Source organism: Acidianus infernus, assembly GCF_009729545.1.
Classification (GTDB): domain Archaea; phylum Thermoproteota; class Thermoprotei_A; order Sulfolobales; family Sulfolobaceae; genus Acidianus; species Acidianus infernus.
In genome coordinates this window covers 1,181,416-1,198,218 of the sequence record NZ_WFIY01000004.1, presented here as the reverse complement: position 1 = coordinate 1,198,218, position 16,803 = coordinate 1,181,416, and the positions used below count along the sequence as shown (strand labels likewise).

Sequence of the window (16,803 nt, the reverse complement as noted above, 5' to 3'; positions counted from 1 at the left end):
CTATAAAAAATTTAACAGAAAAATGTAGAAAATTAATAAATTAAACTTTAATGTCATTGTTATTCTTTAGCTTAGCCAGGATCTCTTTTCTCAGTTCAAGGTTAACGACTGAATTGTCTATCTTAATCAACTCGTCTATTTCTTTGAGGGCGTCCTCAAGTCTGTTCATTTTTTCTAAAAGGTATATCTTCGCTTGCCTATACCAAGAGTTATTAGGAGACCATTCTATTGCCCTATTATATTCTTTTAACGCGTCTTCATATTTACCTAATTTTTCGTAGATCTCTCCTTTAAAGTAATGGTAAAGGTGCGCATTCTTAGGATCCTTTCTTATAGCGTTATCGTATACTTGAACTGCCTCTTGGAACTTAGATAGTCTTAGTAGAATTTCTGCCTTCTTAAAATGAAAATCTGGAAAAGTTGGATCTAGTTCTACTGCTCTTGAGTATTCCTCTATTGCCTCATTTAGTTCGCCCTTCTCTTCTAATGCCTCTCCTAAATGAAAGTGATGCCATGCATTATTCGGTTCTATTTTAATTAGCCTTTTGTACTCATTAATCTTAATATCTATGTCACTCATATGAGTAAATATGAGATAAAAATAAAAAATGTTATTAAAGAAAAACCAAAAGAGAGATTTAAAAATATTTACCTTTGTATTGTTTGTTCATTCCTTTCTGATCTTCTTTTTTCTATTATTTTTGCTGAGGTTACACCTACGAAATATAATACTGAGAGTATAACTCCTATAGTTGTTTCAATTACTCCTCCCGTTGTTCCTGGAGATATTATCCAAGCTATGATAAAAGCTCCCAAAACGCCCCATCTCCAATTCTTTCTCCAACTATCAGCCTTAACCATTCCGATGTAAGTTAGTATTGACATTACCAAAGGGTATTCGAAAGCAATTCCGGTAACCATCATTAGTGAGACTACTGTTGATACAAAAGCCCTTAAACTAAGCGTTGGCTCAACACCCAAGGCTGTAGTATATAAAACCACGAACTTCATCATTAAAGGAACTATTATAAAATAAGCAAAAAGAGAACCAGAAACAAAAAGCAATGCAGCAGGGAATACTATATATTTAACCAGCTTTTTCTCGTGTTCATATAACCCTGGAGAAACAAAACCCCATAGTTCTCTGAAAATTATCGGAAGGGAAATAAACAATGCTAAATAGAATGAAGTATATGCAGAGGCATATAAAGGATCGAATGGATTTAAGTTAAGTAATTTCATCCCTTTTGGTAGCTCATGGTGGATGAAAAATAACATTAGACTGTCTGCTAAGCTGTGGAATAAACTAGGATATAAGATGGGAATGGTATATCCGTCAATATTTATAGTAGTATATCCAAAGGCAAAAAATATTATGAATGCTAAAAAAAGACTTATAAGTCCTCTCCTTAGTCTCATTGCTAATTCTGCGATGTGCGACAAAAGAGGCTTCTCTTCATCCTTACGTAGTTCAGTTCTTTCCGTCACCTTTCTTCATCCTCTCTAATTCTAACCTTAATTTGGCTATTTGTTCTTCTAGTTCCCTTATTTTTTCGTTAGAAGCTTGTGTAGGTTTTTTTAAGTATCTATTATAGTAATCCTCTGATGAAATTTCCCTTGCTATGCTTTTAGGTATTTCGTTAGTTTCGTTTAACTCTCTCAATAACTCAGTCTTGAATTCGTTTTGTTTTCTCCTAAACTCCTCAATTGTTTTTCCGAGATTTCGTACAGTATCGGCTACGTCCTTTTGGCCCGACAGCAGTAGTATGGCTACTAATACTAATACTAGCGTATCGGATATATTCCCCATCATAATCAATCACCAAAACAAAAATTATAATAATAGTAATAAAATTGATATCTTATTATTTCCAATCTTTACCTTTTTTATTATTGTTGCTTCTGGGTTTGTACTTCTTGTTGCTTTTTTAGTTGCTCTAACTGCTTCTGTAATTCTTCAATTTGCTTCTGAAGCTCTGCAACTTTATCTCCTTGTTGCGTTACTGCTGCATTGCTTGGTTGCTGCATTTGTTGCATCTCCATTTCAGCTTCTAGTCTACCTTTTTTAAACTCTCCTATCGCTCTACCCATTGATCTAAATAATTCTGGGATTTTACTTGTGCCGAAGAACAATATGAGAGCCACTATTATTATTATGACCCAATCCGACGGATTACCAATCATATCCTACACCTTTAAATTTAATCTCTCTTGAGTAATTTATAAACTTTTTCTGTTTAAGAAAGACGAAGATAAGGTCTATTAACTCATTAATGATAATTCTATTCTTTACTTTTAGTTGTAATGTATTATACATCAGCGAAATATTTAGCAAAGTATAGGTTAACCCCGTTAACTAGAAAAGTTTAATTAGTATAATGTAATACCCCGTTAATTTAGAATCAAATTAACAAAGTTAATTTTGTGTAATAAAGACTTTCGTGCAAAAACTATTTAAGTAGGGGCAGTGAATCAAATATGACATGTCGTTCAAAATATCCAGAAGGGATTTCCTCAAGCTAGCACTAACTGCGACAATGCTTACTGCTCCGGAATGGGATAAGGCTGTTGCTAAAGCAGTTGATATGATAAAAAATGGCGATGTGAACATAGTATGGTTCGAAGCTCAAGCTTGTGAAGGAAATACAACAGCTATAATACAAGCTACTGACCCTTCAGTAGTGGAAGTATTATTTGGAGCAAGTCCGTTAGTAGGTCCCGGTAGCGTTAAAATATCCTTCTGGCCGTCTATTATGCCTCAACAAGGTGAGCAAGCAGTACAAATTTTAGAAGACGTAATAGCCGGGAATTACAATCCATACGTTCTTGTATTAGAAGGTAGTTTTCCGGACGAAACAACTGCACAACAATACAACCCCAATAACCCTGGATATTTCGGAATGCTGGGACCAAAGACGTTAAACCAATGGGTAGCAGAATTATTACCTAACGCTGTTGCAGTATTAGCAGTAGGTAATTGTGCATCTTATGGGGGGCTAATAGCCGATAAAGTTTACCAACCTCCGCCAAAGTTCATAACTCCTTCTTGGTCTCCGTCTCCCACTGGAGCTATTGGCTTTTTCGATGATCCTTTAAGAGGATATAAGGGATTATTAAGCAGATTCTATGAAGATAACTACCTAAATGCACAAGCAGGGGCTGCACCGTTCTATACATTTGTAAAGAATCCTAATGCTTATTTGGATATAACTCCTTCACCCTCAGCTTCGGTTAAGCCAGCAATAGCTGTTCCAGGGTGTCCTGCAAACGGTAACGGAATAATGAGAACTTTAGCAAATCTAGTACTATGGGCTGGCGGATTAGCTCCTCTTCCTGAATTAGACCAATATTGGAGACCGCTATACTTCTTTAAATATACTGTACATGAGCAGTGTCCTAGAGCCGCTTGGTATGCAGCAGGAGACTTTAGAACACAGCCCGGCCAACCTACTTCAGCTTGCCTATTTGAAGTAGGATGTAAAGGACCAGTATCAAATTGCCCATGGAATAAATATGGCTGGGTAGGAGGAATAGGTGGGCCTACAAGGACTGGTGCAGTCTGTATAGGCTGTACAATGCCAGGGTTCAGCGATTTATATGAGCCTTTCTATAAGCCGTTACAAGTTCCAGTACCATCGTCAACGCTCACAACGGCTGGATTAATAGCAGGAGGTATCGCTATAGGTGCGGTTGCAGGCATAGCAGAGAAAAAGATTGTTCAAAAAGGAAAATTGAGGGGATCATAATGCAGATCCCTTATGCTACATACCCGGTAGGTAATTCATTATATCCATTAGCTTTAGATCTCTTCGTTCCTACAGTGTTCTTTTTCTTCTTAGGGGCTTCATATAGGGTATTCAGATATTTAGTTACTTATCAAAAACCTTTCATTCCTTACCCAAGCTCTGAACTGAGACAAGTGAGTAGCTGGAATAAAATAGCAAATTTAGTAAATACTTTTGCAAATTCTAGCAGGGTTGGGATAAAGAGAAAGCCTGTAACTACTGGTGTAGGTTTATTGTTCCACATTGCCTTAGTCTTAATAATATTTTTGTTAGCTCAGCACATGGTATTTTGGGCATATTATATTCCTCCATATAGTGCATTATTTCCCTTAGCAATTCCGGAAAGCTCTGAGGACGGACTATTAGCATTGACAACTCCAAACCATGCCTCAATTACGGAGTTCGTTCATGATATATGGGGTCCATTAACGGTTATACTTAATGGACAATTCTTAACATTCTTCCTTATAATCTTCTTAGGAATTTATCTAGGTCATAAGCTACTGTTGGCAATAGAAGGATTATCTCTGAGGGCAGGAGATTGGTGGTTCTTCGTTTTGTTATACATTGATATATTGCTAGGATTTTTCGCTACTGCGCACATACCTAGCAACGTCTATTGGTACGATAACTTACTTGGAGCACATATATTAGTTGCTGAGATTATAATAGCAACTCTGCCTTTCACAAGAGGATTCCATATGTTCGAATTTTACTTAGGTAAGGTTAGAGAATGGTATTTCATGGTATATAGGAGGGGTGAGAAATAAATGTCAGTAACGATGGGACAAGAGTCAATTAACTTAGATGCATTAAAGAGAGCTATAGATGACGTGTTCTATTCTCAGATAGATTCTACAATATTATACTATTTGCAATCATGCGTAAATTGTAAGGCATGTGAGGCCGCATGTCCATTCACGCCGACCTCTTTAAAATACTCTCCAGTAAATAAGGCAGAGATAGCAAGGCAGTTATATAGATCTAGGTTTACAGTCTGGGGTAAAACTATTGGAAGGATAATTGGAGGAAGTAAGAAATACCTTAACTTGGAAGAAGCGGAAACTATGGCAGATTATGTATGGCACTGCACTAATTGTGGAGCTTGCATGTTCGTATGTCCTATGGCTATTGATAGCGGTGCCTTGATAGACCTATTAAGGCAAGTTGCCTTCAGGGCAGGAATGGCTCCGAAGATATATACTGATATAGAACAACTAGAGGTTTCAGGCAAATATTGGGACATTCCAGTGTTTAGGGACGCGTGGAATAATTTAATATTGAAAATGAAAGAGGTGATAGGGAAAGATATTCCGCTAGACAAAAAGAATTCGGAGGTACTGTTTTATGCAAGCATTTATGAAGCAATGGTGTACCCAGACGTATTAGTAAAGGTTGCAAAGATTTTGGATATGTTGGGTAAGGATTGGACTTTCATGTCTAAACCTTTAGGCATAAGACCGCCGGTAGGATTAGTAATTGGAGATAAGGAAGGAGCATTGAACGTAATGAAGAAGGTTTATGCTTATTTCACTGAGATGTCTCCAAAGTATGTTATGCTTACTGCAGGAGGATTTGAGTATCCAGCTCTAAGGTATACGATGCATGAAGTTCTTAAAGTGCAACCAAAGTACGAAGTAGTTCACGTTACTGAACTTCTTGCAAAGTGGTATGAAGCGAAAGAATTCGAGATAGAACCCATAGATGAAGTAATAACTTGGCATGACCCCTGTCAATTGGGAAGAAGAGGAGGAGTATTTGAAGCCCCAAGAGTTTTAATGAAAGCTTTATCTAAGAATTTTAAGGAACTACCAAGCCACGGCGTTAATAGCTTCTGTTGTAGTAGAGGTGGAGGAGGTTGTGGATTGCCAAGTATGGTCGAGAACATGGCTAAGGTTATAGGTATACCTATTAGCGAGAAGGATAAAAAGTTCTTGGATTCAACACTAGAGCCGTTAATAAAGGCAGGTAAAATCAAGGTTAATGAAATAAATAAGATAAAAGCTTCAGAGGTACTAACCGGTTGTCCCGTTTGCATAGAGTCTATAGGATTTTCCATAGACTATTATCACGCTAACGCTAAGGTTAATCACATTATAGAACTATTAGCAGATAGAATAAAGGTGACTAAAAAGTGATTTACGTTTTTTCCTTTCTTACTTATTTCCCATATTCTGTAAATGAGGTGAATCCACATGTCTAATCCCTTAACTATGAAAATAGATCCAATTACAAGGGTTGCAGGACATTTAGGTTTGACTGCAACTGTAGATCCAAATACAAGGCAAGTTATAAATAATCAAGCATACACATACGTAACGATGTTCAGAGGATTCGAGGTATTCCTAAGAGGAAGACAACCACCAGATGCAGTTCATATAACTTCGAGATCATGCGGGGTCTGTGGCGCAGCGCACGCTAATGCATCAGTTAGAGCAAACGATATGGCCTTAGGTGCAGTACCTTATCCACTAGGTCAAGCTCTAAGGAACTTAGCCTATGCAATGACAGACACGATTTATGACCATTCTATCATCTTGAACGTGTTAGAAGGACCAGACTTTTCTGCTGAAGTAATGCAACAATACTATCCATCTTGCTGGCAAGCAGCGCAGCAGACACAGGCTGAATACTCAGATATTCACGGATTTTCTACAATAGCGGATATAATGACTGCACTAAATCCATTTACTGGTTGGTTATGGCAAAAGTCTGTAAAATATCAGATAATAGCTAGAGAAGCAGGAGTACTAATATACGGAAGACATTCCCATCCACCAATGCTAATACCTGGCGGAATAGGTACAGATTTATCGGTGGGAGAATCGTTATTCACACAGTACATGTATAGGCTAACCAAATTAACAGCGTGGACTAAAGTAGTTATAGCAGCGTGGATGGATCTGGCAAACTTCTTAATAGATAATTGCGACTATGAGAAACAAGGATTAACTTATGCAGCGCCAACATACATAAGCAGTTACGGTTTCGAAAGTCCAGTACTCTACAGTAATCTAGGAGATAATTACCAAGACATATACAAGAATTATGATAGTTTGGCAAACACTGCCGAGGAAGGACCTCAAACTGTATTCAGAGCCACAATAGTTAGGGATGGAGAATTTCTGAGCAATAGCTTTATAGACCTTAATGTATCCCAGTTGGAGTTCGTTAACTCTTCATTCTATCACGATTGGGCTAAGATAACTTCGCCGTTCACAGAAACAGACCCTATAGGAAATACATTAGCTTGGGGACTCCAAGACTCTGATGGAGTTAATCTGTATATGTATCATCCATGGAATAAGACTACAATACCTAACCCCATGGCTCCGAACTTTATGGATAAGTATAGCTGGGACGCAGAACCAAGACTTGTGTGGAAAGATGGCGGGATGTGGGCCTACGAAACAGGACCTTGGGCAAGATTACACGCTGTAGCAAAATACCATCCACATAGCCCGATTGTAAAGAACGGTGAAATATCCATAGAGTTACCTACAATATCTGAATTACCCTCAGATTTACCGAGTGGTGCAGGGCCAGCCTGGACTGTAGAATGGATGCCGCCAGACTACTCCAGTACCTTGTCCAGAATTCTTGGTAGAGCTGTAGATATGGCTGCTGCAATATTTACTGCATGGGACAATCTAGAGTATGCTCTAGAAGTTTATATGAAGAATCAGTCTAACCCTCAAACTTCTAGGCCGTGGAAACAGCCATCATTCTCTTTAGGCGTTGGGCAATACGAAGTACCTAGAGGTACCTCTAGACATTGGATGGTAGTTAAAGATTATACTATAGCCAATTATCAGTATCACGCTCCAACTACAGCTAATGTCAGTCCAAGAGATAATAATTGCAATGGTCCATGGTGCATAAACGGACAAGCAATAGGACCTTTCGAAATGGCAGTGATAAACACAAAAATAATGGAAGAAGTTCCGCCAGATCAGTGGGTAGGATATGATTTCCTTAGAGCAATAAGAAGTTTCGACCCATGTCTAGTATGTGCTGCCCACTTCGAGATTAAAGGGAGGAATAAGAAGCTAGAACATATAATAACTCCAGTGTGTAATAGTTGATGACTAAAATGCTTACGCAACAAAAAATAGTCGTAAAAAAAGACGAAATTCCGCCAATGTCCATGGTAGAATACTACTTTCCTGCTCAAAAACCTTGGGAGAGAAAACCGGTACTAGTTATAAATTATAAGGGATCTTTTTTTGCAATTGAAGCTTTTTGTTCTCATGCAGGCTTGTCTCTAGAAGATGGATTCCTTACCGACGATGGTAGGGTAGTGTGCCCGTGGCATGGTAGTGTTTTTGATATAAAAACTGGGAAAGTAGTAGACGGGCCTGCAAAGAGGGATTTGAAAACTTATCATGTAGAAGTAAAAGGGGATGAGGTGATAATATATGAGTGAAATAAGCGCTTCAGGATTTACAGGATATTTTACAGTTAGACTAAATAATGAACCAGATTTGTATGCTATGGCAGGAAGGTTAGCTGGACTGGGATATTCAGTCTGCCAGATAAGATTAAGCGGCGCTACTGGATATGTTATAATACCGCTGGAAGACGGCAGTTTTGCTAAGAAGAACTTCGCTGACATATATTATCAACCAAGGACTTTTACCGTTGTATCTCACGAGTTCGGAAACTTTCAGTTGTCTGCGGGAGAATTGGTGAGAGCTTTAAGAGAGAGTGGAAATATTGGAGTTGATTATGCAGAATTAAACGTAAATTATGAAAAGAATTTTGACTTGAATTTGCCAAAGATCGAAGACTGGGACGTTAGAGGCTTCAATATATCTAAAGGTAGGGTTGAAGATAGGAACTATACTCTAGTCAGCTTCACAAGGATTAATGACGCAAATCCGAGATTTCTAATATCTATTTACTATAGGGGCAGTTATGAGGAGATCTCAAAAATAGTACAGTCATTAAGAGCTGAAATGGAGAGTATAAATTCATTTATAATAAAGATTTTTAAAGACGGAAAATTACTAATTAGGTGGTAGCTATGGAGTTACCAAAACAGATTGATGCATTATTTAGAGAGAATAGCGAACTCGCAAAATCTATTACAGAGCAAATTCATAAATTAGCTCCGATAGTTTCAAAAGAAATTGACAGAGAAAAAATTAAGATAATGAATTTTTGTGGGTCACATGAGTGGGTAACTACTCATTATGGATTAAGAGCTCTAATGCCAGAAACAGTAGAATTAATACCAGGACCTGGGTGCCCAGTTTGTGTTACTCCGTCCAGTGACATTGAGAACGTAATAAAATTAGCCATGGAAGGTTATACGGTTTATACTTTTGGGGATGTATTCAAGTTACCTACAGTTAAACATTATAAGAAGGACGAGGTAGGTAGCTTAGCTGCTGCCAGAGCTTTGGGGGCTGATGTAAGAATAGTTTACAGTTTTGTTGACGCAATAGAAGACGCTAAAAAGTCCGGAAAGCCTTCAGTATTTTTCGGTATAGGATTCGAAACTACTACTCCTAGCTATGCAGTATTGTTTGAGAAAGAAAAAGTTCCTAAAAACCTACTCTTTTATTCTTCGTTAAAACTCACAGCACCTGCAGCCGAATTTGCTGTTAGGTTACACAAGAGCAAGGGCTTAGTACCTGTTTCTGGAGTTATTGGTCCCGGTCACGTTTCTAGCATAATTGGTGCCATTAGCTGGGACTTTTTCCCTAGGGAATATAAAATACCAGCAGTAGTTACTGGTTTCGAACCAATAGATGTCTTAGCTGGAGTTCTAAAAATACTCCAAGACTTGCATTCAGGAGAGATAACTTACACGAACTTGGAATATAAAAGAGTAGTAAAATACCAAGGAAATGTGTTTGCACAAGTTGAAATAAATAAGGTCTTCAAACCAGTTGATGCCATATGGAGAGGCATAGGTTCCATACCGAAGAGCGGTTTGGATTTAAGAGAGGAATATTCCATGTATAATGCAAGGGAACAATTAGGAATAAAAGAGAAGCCGTGGGATTATGATTTGCCTCCTGGATGCAGATGTAATGAGGTAACCTTAGGTATTGCATACCCTACAGACTGTCCTATGTTTATGAAAGCCTGTACTCCTGCAAGACCTTGGGGACCGTGTATGGTGTCCATGGAAGGAGCATGTGCCGTTTGGGCCAGATTCGGTTCTACGGAAAGGATTACTAAAATTGTTTCGGAGGTGAAATAAGATGTGTTGGGCAGTTCCCGCAAAGGTAGTAGCTATTGATTCAGATGTGATAGCTGAAGTAGATTTAGGTGGAGGAACTATAAAGAAGGTTGCAATAGGTGTGGATAACCTTAAACCTGGAGATTATGTAATGGTTCACGCTGGAGTTATAATAGAAAAATTATCTAAGGAAGGAGTTATAGAGAATTTAAAATTCATAGCAGAAGAAATCCAGAGAACTGAGGAAATCATGGGCAAATCTGAAGAGGAAGCGAAAAAGGCCGCTGATGAGTTCTTCAAAGAAGCTATGAAAATTTTAGAGAGTTGATGAAGAATGTCATATAATAAAATACAGATTTCTCATGGTAATGGAGGTAAAGAAACTCAGCAACTATTACAGAGGCTCTTCTTTTCTAGACTTCCACTAGAGCTAAAGAGGGTAAAAGGAGGTGTGGGAATAGATTATCCAGACGATGGAGCAGTTCTCCAAAATAACCTTGTAGTTGCCACAGATTCTCACACTGTAAATCCCTATTTCTTTCCGGGTGGAGATATAGGATACCTTGCCGTCTCCGGTACCTTAAATGACGTAATAATGATGGGAGCAAAACCAATAGCCATGTTGGACTCAATTGTAGTTTCTGAAGGATTTCCAATTGATGACCTTGAAAAGATTACTGGATCTATGATAGAATTATTAAAAAAATATAATATTCCTCTGGTGGGTGGAGACTTTAAGGTAATCGAAGAAACGGCTATGAAGAATTCTATCATTATAAACACAGTAGGCCTAGGAGTTGTCGAAACTGGAAGTCCTATAGTAGACGCTATAAAACCTGGAGATAAAATAATTGTTACCGGGCCTGTAGGAGTTCACGGTGCAGTAATCGCTGCAATGCAATATAATATATCTACAAACCTTAAAAGCGATGTAAGACCATTGTTCGAATTACTTGAGGTATTTAACAAGTTTAAAGGCTATATTCACGCTGCAAGAGACCCTACAAGAGGCGGATTAGCCGCTACATTAAATGAGTGGGCACAGTTAACAGGTAACGTAATAGTAATTGAAGAAGCAAAAGTCCCAGTATTAGAGGAAGTTAAAGCCATAACCGAAATTACCGGACTGGATCCGTTAAATCTAGCCAGTGAAGGCGTTGGTGTACTAGCAGTGGATAGTAAAGTTGAGGATGAAGTTCTGGAAACTTTAAAAAGCTTAGGATTTGAGCCTGCAAGTATTGGATATGTAGTTGAACCTAAAAGCGAGAAAGGGATAGTTATTGCAAAGACTGCAGTAGGGGGAGCAAAAATATTAGAAATGCCCACAGGAGATATCGTACCTAGAATATGCTAGTGATGAAAAATGAGCGAAATAATAAAGCTTGTCCAAGAATTGCTAGCCTTTAAGGACGCAATTAAAGAGGAAATAACGAGACCAATAAAACAAGAATTACTCTCAGCAATTTACGACATAAAGACAACCCCTGAGGAGGTTAATTTGGATAGAATGCTTAAGGAATATGAGGCGAAAGATCTCCTAGATTTGATAAGAAAAATACGGGCTGGTAATAAATGAAGTTAGTTGTAGGTTTTATTCCCTTTTCTGCTACACCGGATGGATTAGTTGTAGAGAAAGTTTACGAGATGTGGAAAGATAAGGATTTTGTCCTAGACCTCGGTATGGATCCTATAGCCGCGGCGGAGGAAGTAAGAAAGTTATCCCCAGAAAAAGTATTATTAGTAGGAAGTAGTAGATATGCCCCAGAAGGTATAAGTGAAAAGGAAATAATTCTTGAGACTAAAGATAAGTGGGAAATGTTAGAATTATTAAGACCTGGATTAGACGGCAGGTATTATTTAGAAGACGTAGCTTACGGTCTTCTAATCTTCTCTGTGGTGAACAAAGTATACGCCTTATATTTTAGGGGAGATTATAATGACGAAAATATCGCAAAGCTTAATGCCAAGGTGGAGGAGAAGGTAAATTGGCTGTTAAAATCATAGGTCTAGGAAATAGACTTTACGGAGACGACGCAGTTGGTTCACTAACTGCTGCCTGCATGGAAGAATTGGGGTTACCTGCATTTGATGCTGGTGCTAATGGCTTTCAAGCTCTTTCGGCAATAGAAAATGGGGACATAGTATTTTTTATAGACATTGTGCAAATGGATGAAGAGGAAGGAATATTTAAGGTCAATTTAGACGAAGCCGATTTCGTAGAGATAACAGACCCGCATAGATTAACTCCGTTACAAGTATTATCTTTATCTGCAAGAGCTAATAACAGGCCTAAAGAGGCGTATATTGTGGGAATAAAACCGGAATACATAGACTGGCCTGGGATAAGCGACGCGGTTATAAAAAGACTGGAAAAAGTGCTACAGAAGTTTAAGAAATTCATTTCTACTTATGGAATTGAGGTAGATGTAGATAAAGTTATACAATGCGTAAAAAGTAAAAGCAAAGAACCTTGGTAGTGTTTACCCGTGACGTAACTTCTCACGGGCTTAATGGATCATACACCCTCCGAGGGAAACACCACCACCATTGTGAGCAGTCATCAGTTGGGAGATCATTAGTAAAAATACAGTGTAATATTATATAGACATAACAATATAATTGTTCAAAACGGTATTTAGAAATGATTAAAAATAACGATTCGTAAAAGTGTTACAGTCTTGCGGATGAAAACTTCTCATTATGATGCTGGAAGCAATTAGCAAACCTCATATTACAAAAATGGGATTAAGGGATGAAAGGGATGGATAACCCAAGAAAGTTTTTAGTAACTCCCCAGCTCGAGTGAAGGGCGAGAGTATGAAAGTCCCCTCAAATGGTTCTCTGACCCTCTTGACTACCCGTTTGTCCCTACACTTTCATTTCATTCATTTTATCTTCAATCATGATCAAGTGTAGGGACTTAGCCCTCAACCACCTTTTAGGTGGGTCATGGGACTCCTTAGAGCCCAACGGCACGGGGCTCACATCTCCGTAATCCCTCCCACCCTTTTGGGCATAGCCCACATCGGCGTGAGAGATCATCTTTTTATCGACAAAAGCATTATAAACGAATATAAAAAGTTTTCTATTAACATGAAAAAGGACTCAGCCCTTTGGAGGGAACCAAGAGGAAGTCAGCTAGCAGCTCTAGCAATGCGTAAACTACGAAAATTCCTAAAAATGATTACGATAGGCTTTCTTAGATTTCGCACAAAATTATTTTTGTGTATTTTTAAGGTTTCACTTTTCTTTTAGTGAAAGATTAAATACTAATCTTTCTTAACTAATATAGGATGAGCATAACTATAAGTGCTGAAGTATACTACGAGGAGGCAGAAGAATTACTTTCAAAGGGTGACCTTGTTCAAGCTTGTGAGAAGTATTATAAGGCTGCTGAGGAAGCAATAAAGCTCCTGGTTATAGAAAATAACCTAAAAGAAATAATTAAAGAGGTTGAAAATAAGGGAAGATGGGAAAGTGAAAGCTTATTTAAAGCTTCTAGATTGTTACGAAATAAATATCCCGAAATTGCAATTCAATGGAAAAACGCGTGGACTCTTCATGTTGAGGGATTTCATGAAATTAGTCTAAATGAGAAAGAAGTTATAAAATTGAAAGAAGATGTTAGAAAACTGGTTGTAATAGCCACCAGTTAAGAGTAAAATATACTTAATCATATATTATTTGTGAATCTAATATTCTTCTAATAATAACATGTACCTCACTATTGGGTCTGCAATCTTATACTCGTTCTTTTTCTATAAAATCCATTTTAAGTAAATTCTTTAAATCTCTAGAGATGGTAGACGTTGTTCTTCCCTTTCTGAACAATAACGTAATTTACAAAAAGCAGGGATTAAGGGAGCGAAAGCCTCGCCCTTTAGGGCGGGGAGGAAGTCAGAATATTCTTCCACTAGCCTTACCTAAATTGGCTATTTTAATGCGTAATGCGGGCTTCTAGAGAAAGCCTCATCTAATTCCTTCTTCACGATTTTAGAACTCAATGACTTTACCTCATCAATTGCTTCCTCCCCTTTCTCTAAATATAACTTACCTAAATACATCAACCAACCTACCTATACCGTCAAGTTCAGAGACAGCTTTATCTAACACTGAATCTTTAATCCTAACTCCTTAAAACCTGCCTACAAGGTCGAAAGGCTTTAATCCAACGCTTATGTAATACCTACCATAAAAGTCCTAACTTGGATCGTTTATACCTATGAAATCGTGTAGCAAACCTACTTCGCTTCCCGTGAGTATGCGTGAGCTAAAAGGGGTTTAACATCTACACTTAGGTATTGTGCTTCATCAAATACTTTTCCTAACTCATTTATTGCCTCAAAAACTCTTAGTTTAACTAACTTTCAAATCTTAACTAGAGACCATAATGATACTGCTACGCTATCCATGGACATTGCCAATGCTGCATATTCTGGAGGTAAATATAACGTAGGATAAAGTATCCCTGCAGCTATCGGCACTAGTATAGAATTATAACCAAATGCCCAGGCTAAGTTTTCCTTTATTTTCCTCACAGTTAACTTGGAGTACTCTAGTAACGTGAGTAAATCTCCTACCTTAGGAATAATAATATCTCCAGCATATTTTGCAATGTCAGTTCCTGAGGAAATAGCGATTCCAACATTAGCTTCTTTAAGAGCAATTGCGTCGTTCACTCCATCTCCTATAAAGGCAACTATCCTCCCTTTATTAACTTCACTTTTAACCAACTCCGCTTTTTCGTCTGCAGATAATCCCTTTATGACCTCAACTCCAAGTTCTTTACCAACTTTTTCAGCATTTTCGCTTGTATCTCCTGTGGCAATAATTATCCTCTTCCCCATTCTCTTCAAGTGCTCTATAACTTTGACTGCATCTTCCCTTATTTTATCTTCCAAGTAAAAAGACGCTGAAACTTTACCGTCAACGCAAACTAATACGTCTCCTTTACCTTCTCCTTCACAGTTCTGCAATACGAACTCCCTTTTGCCTACAATAACGTCATGACCGTTAACTTTACCATAAACTCCAGAGCCAGGAAATTCTGTAAAATCCTTAACCTCAAATGACCCGTTAGAAATCGAAGATATTGCCTTAGCTACGGTGTGGTTGCTCATTTTTTCTAAAGCAGAGGCGTAAGATATTGCGTCTTTATCTCCTTCAGCCCTTACACTTATCTTACCTTCAGTAATAGTCCCAGTCTTATCAAAAATGAAAGTATCGACTTTTTTCAGCGTTTCTAAACTTTCGCCGTTCCTCACTATTATCCCCTTTTTTGCCAACCTATTTACGGAAGTTAATACAGCAAGTGGTGTAGCTAAACCAAATGGGCAAGGGCAAGCTGAGGCCAAAGTTGCTACAGAGAATAACAAGGATTCCTCTGTGCTATATCCTAGTATAAATCTCCAAACTACGAACACTATTGCCGATATTCCTATTATTAAGGGAGTAAATATTGACGCAACCTTATCTACCAAGTTTTGTATAGGTAACCTTGCAGTTTGTGCTTGGTTTACTGCCTCAACAACTTGTGAAATGTAAGTCCTCTCTCCTGCCCTAGTAACGTAAACCTTTAGGTAACCGGAAATTAAAGTCGAACCTCCTATTACTGCATCTCCTTTCTTTTTCTTTACCGGTAAACTTTCACCGTTTACTATGGATTCATTAACTTCTCCACTACCTTCATCAACTATTCCATCTGCGGGTATTACTTCTCCTGACTTAACTATAATCTCGTCTCCTACTTTTAACTCGCTTGCTTTAACTATTCTTCCGTCAGCTAACGTTGCTTTCACTTCCTTTAGTGAAGTTATTTGCACTGATATCCTTTCCTTCAAGTAAGCTTCCAGAGTTTTTCCTATTAATATGAAAGAGATTAAGAGAGAGGCAACGTCAAAGAACACTTGCTGATGAACTATTAGGGCATAAACGCTGTAAAACCAAGCTACGTTAGTTGAGAGGGAAACTAAAGTATCCATGTTTGCAGTTTTATTCTTTAATGCCCTATACGCTCCTAAATGATACCTTAATCCTGCGTAGAATTGAACAGGAATTGAGGTAAGGAATGCTATGAAAAGTAATCCGGAGTATTGGAAATATAATGTAGGAATTGTAAAAATCCATGCTATAATGAGTCTCTCAAGCATTTCTTTAACTTCACTCTTGTTAGTTACTTCGCTCTTAACCTTGGTCACTTTGTGCCCAGTCTTTTTGTAGATTTCTTCAGCCAACTCGTCTGAGGTTATGGAGTAAGGATTGAACTCCACTATTACGTAACCGTTAGTTGGGTTAACGCTGGCTTTTATTACTCCTTTTATCTCCTCAACTTTTTCCTCAATCTTCCTTGCATCCTCAGGGTTAATGTCTACCTTAAAGCTGATTTTCTGTGTAACAACGTCATAGCCCGCCTTCTTTATTGCCTCAACTATGTCCTTAAGTCTTGCGTTCTCAATTTCTACTCTAGCAATTCCAGAAGCGAGATTTACGTTTGCGTCTTTTACTCCTTTTACGCTCTTAATTGATTTAGATACAGTACTTACGCAAGTAGCACAATGCATTCCGACTACTTTCAATTCCTCCTCTTTCTTTATCCTTAATTTTTCACCCTCCTCTTTACTCATTGGGCATTCCCTTAGGCCCTTCCTTTAAGTACTTCTCAGGATCTTTCTGGAAGGCTTTCATGCAATGGGGTGAACAAAAGTAATACACCTTACCTTTATACATTGTCTTATACTTAGAGTTTTCATCTACTTCCATTCCGCAAACCGGGTCTATCATAATTTTATATATACTTTCGTCTCTTTTAATATTTTATTTTTAACA

Annotated in this window: 20 protein-coding genes; 13 read left to right on the top strand and 7 right to left on the bottom strand. The window is 38.0% G+C overall.

Annotated elements, in window-relative coordinates; genetic code table 11:
* Window positions 1-40: 40 nt before the first annotated feature.
* The 4 genes from D1867_RS07050 to D1867_RS07035 all read right to left on the bottom strand — a co-directional run bounded on the left by D1867_RS07050 (window position 41) and on the right by D1867_RS07035 (window position 2,184).
* Entirely contained in the window at window positions 41-580 is a 540-nt protein-coding gene (locus D1867_RS07050; protein ID WP_155863371.1) for a tetratricopeptide repeat protein, read from the bottom strand.
* 68 nt (window positions 581-648) lie between these two features.
* Entirely contained in the window at window positions 649-1,488 is an 840-nt protein-coding gene (gene tatC / locus D1867_RS07045; protein WP_338077995.1) for a twin-arginine translocase subunit TatC, read from the bottom strand.
* A complete protein-coding gene (locus D1867_RS07040) occupies window positions 1,472-1,813 on the bottom strand; it encodes a twin-arginine translocase TatA/TatE family subunit (RefSeq protein WP_155863370.1) in 342 nt (113 codons plus the stop codon). Before D1867_RS07040 ends, tatC begins: the two co-directional genes overlap by 17 nt.
* A 77-nt stretch (window positions 1,814-1,890) precedes the next feature.
* The gene (locus D1867_RS07035; protein WP_155863369.1) at window positions 1,891-2,184 is read right to left on the bottom strand and encodes a twin-arginine translocase TatA/TatE family subunit; all 294 of its coding nucleotides are present in this window, start codon (window positions 2,182-2,184) and stop codon (window positions 1,891-1,893) included.
* A 299-nt stretch (window positions 2,185-2,483) separates the two neighbouring features.
* On the opposite strand from D1867_RS07035, the gene D1867_RS07030 reads away from it, so the two are divergent.
* The 13 genes from D1867_RS07030 (at window position 2,484) to D1867_RS06970 (ending at window position 13,634) form a co-directional block, all read left to right on the top strand.
* A complete protein-coding gene (locus D1867_RS07030) occupies window positions 2,484-3,746 on the top strand; it encodes an NADH-quinone oxidoreductase subunit B family protein (RefSeq protein ID WP_155863368.1) in 1,263 nt (420 codons plus the stop codon).
* Window positions 3,746-4,555 (top strand): hypothetical protein, encoded by an 810-nt coding sequence (locus tag D1867_RS07025; protein WP_155863367.1) that lies wholly within the window; start codon window positions 3,746-3,748, stop codon window positions 4,553-4,555. The genes D1867_RS07030 and D1867_RS07025 overlap by 1 nt, the downstream gene beginning before the upstream one ends.
* The gene (locus tag D1867_RS07020) at window positions 4,556-5,923 is read left to right on the top strand and encodes a (Fe-S)-binding protein (protein ID WP_155863366.1); all 1,368 of its coding nucleotides are present in this window, start codon (window positions 4,556-4,558) and stop codon (window positions 5,921-5,923) included.
* A gap of 57 nt (window positions 5,924-5,980) precedes the next feature.
* A complete protein-coding gene (locus tag D1867_RS07015; RefSeq protein ID WP_155863365.1) occupies window positions 5,981-7,870 on the top strand; it encodes a nickel-dependent hydrogenase large subunit in 1,890 nt (629 codons plus the stop codon).
* Window positions 7,870-8,211, top strand: a complete 342-nt coding sequence (locus D1867_RS07010; RefSeq protein WP_155863364.1) for a Rieske (2Fe-2S) protein — start codon at window positions 7,870-7,872, stop codon at window positions 8,209-8,211. Before D1867_RS07015 ends, D1867_RS07010 begins: the two co-directional genes overlap by 1 nt.
* A complete protein-coding gene (locus tag D1867_RS07005) occupies window positions 8,204-8,809 on the top strand; it encodes a hypothetical protein (protein WP_155863363.1) in 606 nt (201 codons plus the stop codon). The genes D1867_RS07010 and D1867_RS07005 overlap by 8 nt, the downstream gene beginning before the upstream one ends.
* A gap of 2 nt (window positions 8,810-8,811) precedes the next feature.
* Complete coding sequence (hypD, locus tag D1867_RS07000; RefSeq protein ID WP_155863362.1) at window positions 8,812-9,999, top strand: hydrogenase formation protein HypD; 1,188 nt, start codon at window positions 8,812-8,814, stop codon at window positions 9,997-9,999.
* 1 nt (window position 10,000) lies between these two features.
* The gene (locus D1867_RS06995) at window positions 10,001-10,306 is read left to right on the top strand and encodes a HypC/HybG/HupF family hydrogenase formation chaperone (protein WP_155863361.1); all 306 of its coding nucleotides are present in this window, start codon (window positions 10,001-10,003) and stop codon (window positions 10,304-10,306) included.
* Window positions 10,307-10,312: 6 nt separating this feature from the next.
* Window positions 10,313-11,332 (top strand): hydrogenase expression/formation protein HypE, encoded by a 1,020-nt coding sequence (hypE, locus tag D1867_RS06990; protein WP_155863360.1) that lies wholly within the window; start codon window positions 10,313-10,315, stop codon window positions 11,330-11,332.
* Window positions 11,333-11,341: 9 nt separating this feature from the next.
* Complete coding sequence (locus tag D1867_RS06985) at window positions 11,342-11,554, top strand: hypothetical protein (RefSeq protein WP_155863359.1); 213 nt, start codon at window positions 11,342-11,344, stop codon at window positions 11,552-11,554.
* On the top strand, window positions 11,551-11,982 hold the full coding sequence (locus D1867_RS06980; protein ID WP_155863358.1) for a hypothetical protein: 432 nt from the start codon (window positions 11,551-11,553) through the stop codon (window positions 11,980-11,982). The genes D1867_RS06985 and D1867_RS06980 overlap by 4 nt, the downstream gene beginning before the upstream one ends.
* The gene (locus D1867_RS06975) at window positions 11,964-12,455 is read left to right on the top strand and encodes a hydrogenase maturation protease (protein WP_155863357.1); all 492 of its coding nucleotides are present in this window, start codon (window positions 11,964-11,966) and stop codon (window positions 12,453-12,455) included. The genes D1867_RS06980 and D1867_RS06975 overlap by 19 nt, the downstream gene beginning before the upstream one ends.
* A gap of 816 nt (window positions 12,456-13,271) precedes the next feature.
* Complete coding sequence (locus D1867_RS06970) at window positions 13,272-13,634, top strand: PaREP1 family protein (RefSeq protein WP_155863356.1); 363 nt, start codon at window positions 13,272-13,274, stop codon at window positions 13,632-13,634.
* Window positions 13,635-13,910: 276 nt separating this feature from the next.
* Here D1867_RS06970 and D1867_RS12630 read toward each other — a convergent pair whose 3' ends face one another.
* The 3 genes from D1867_RS12630 to D1867_RS06960 form a co-directional block, all read right to left on the bottom strand.
* Window positions 13,911-14,042, bottom strand: coding sequence for a hypothetical protein (locus D1867_RS12630; protein ID WP_276608435.1), 132 nt, complete (start codon window positions 14,040-14,042; stop codon window positions 13,911-13,913).
* 303 nt (window positions 14,043-14,345) lie between these two features.
* Entirely contained in the window at window positions 14,346-16,601 is a 2,256-nt protein-coding gene (locus D1867_RS06965) for a heavy metal translocating P-type ATPase (protein ID WP_155863355.1), read from the bottom strand.
* Window positions 16,594-16,761 carry a YHS domain-containing protein gene (locus D1867_RS06960; protein ID WP_338078109.1) on the bottom strand — a complete coding sequence of 56 codons (168 nt, stop codon included), beginning with the start codon at window positions 16,759-16,761 and terminating at the stop codon, window positions 16,594-16,596. The genes D1867_RS06965 and D1867_RS06960 overlap by 8 nt, the downstream gene beginning before the upstream one ends.
* Window positions 16,762-16,803: the final 42 nt, after the last annotated feature.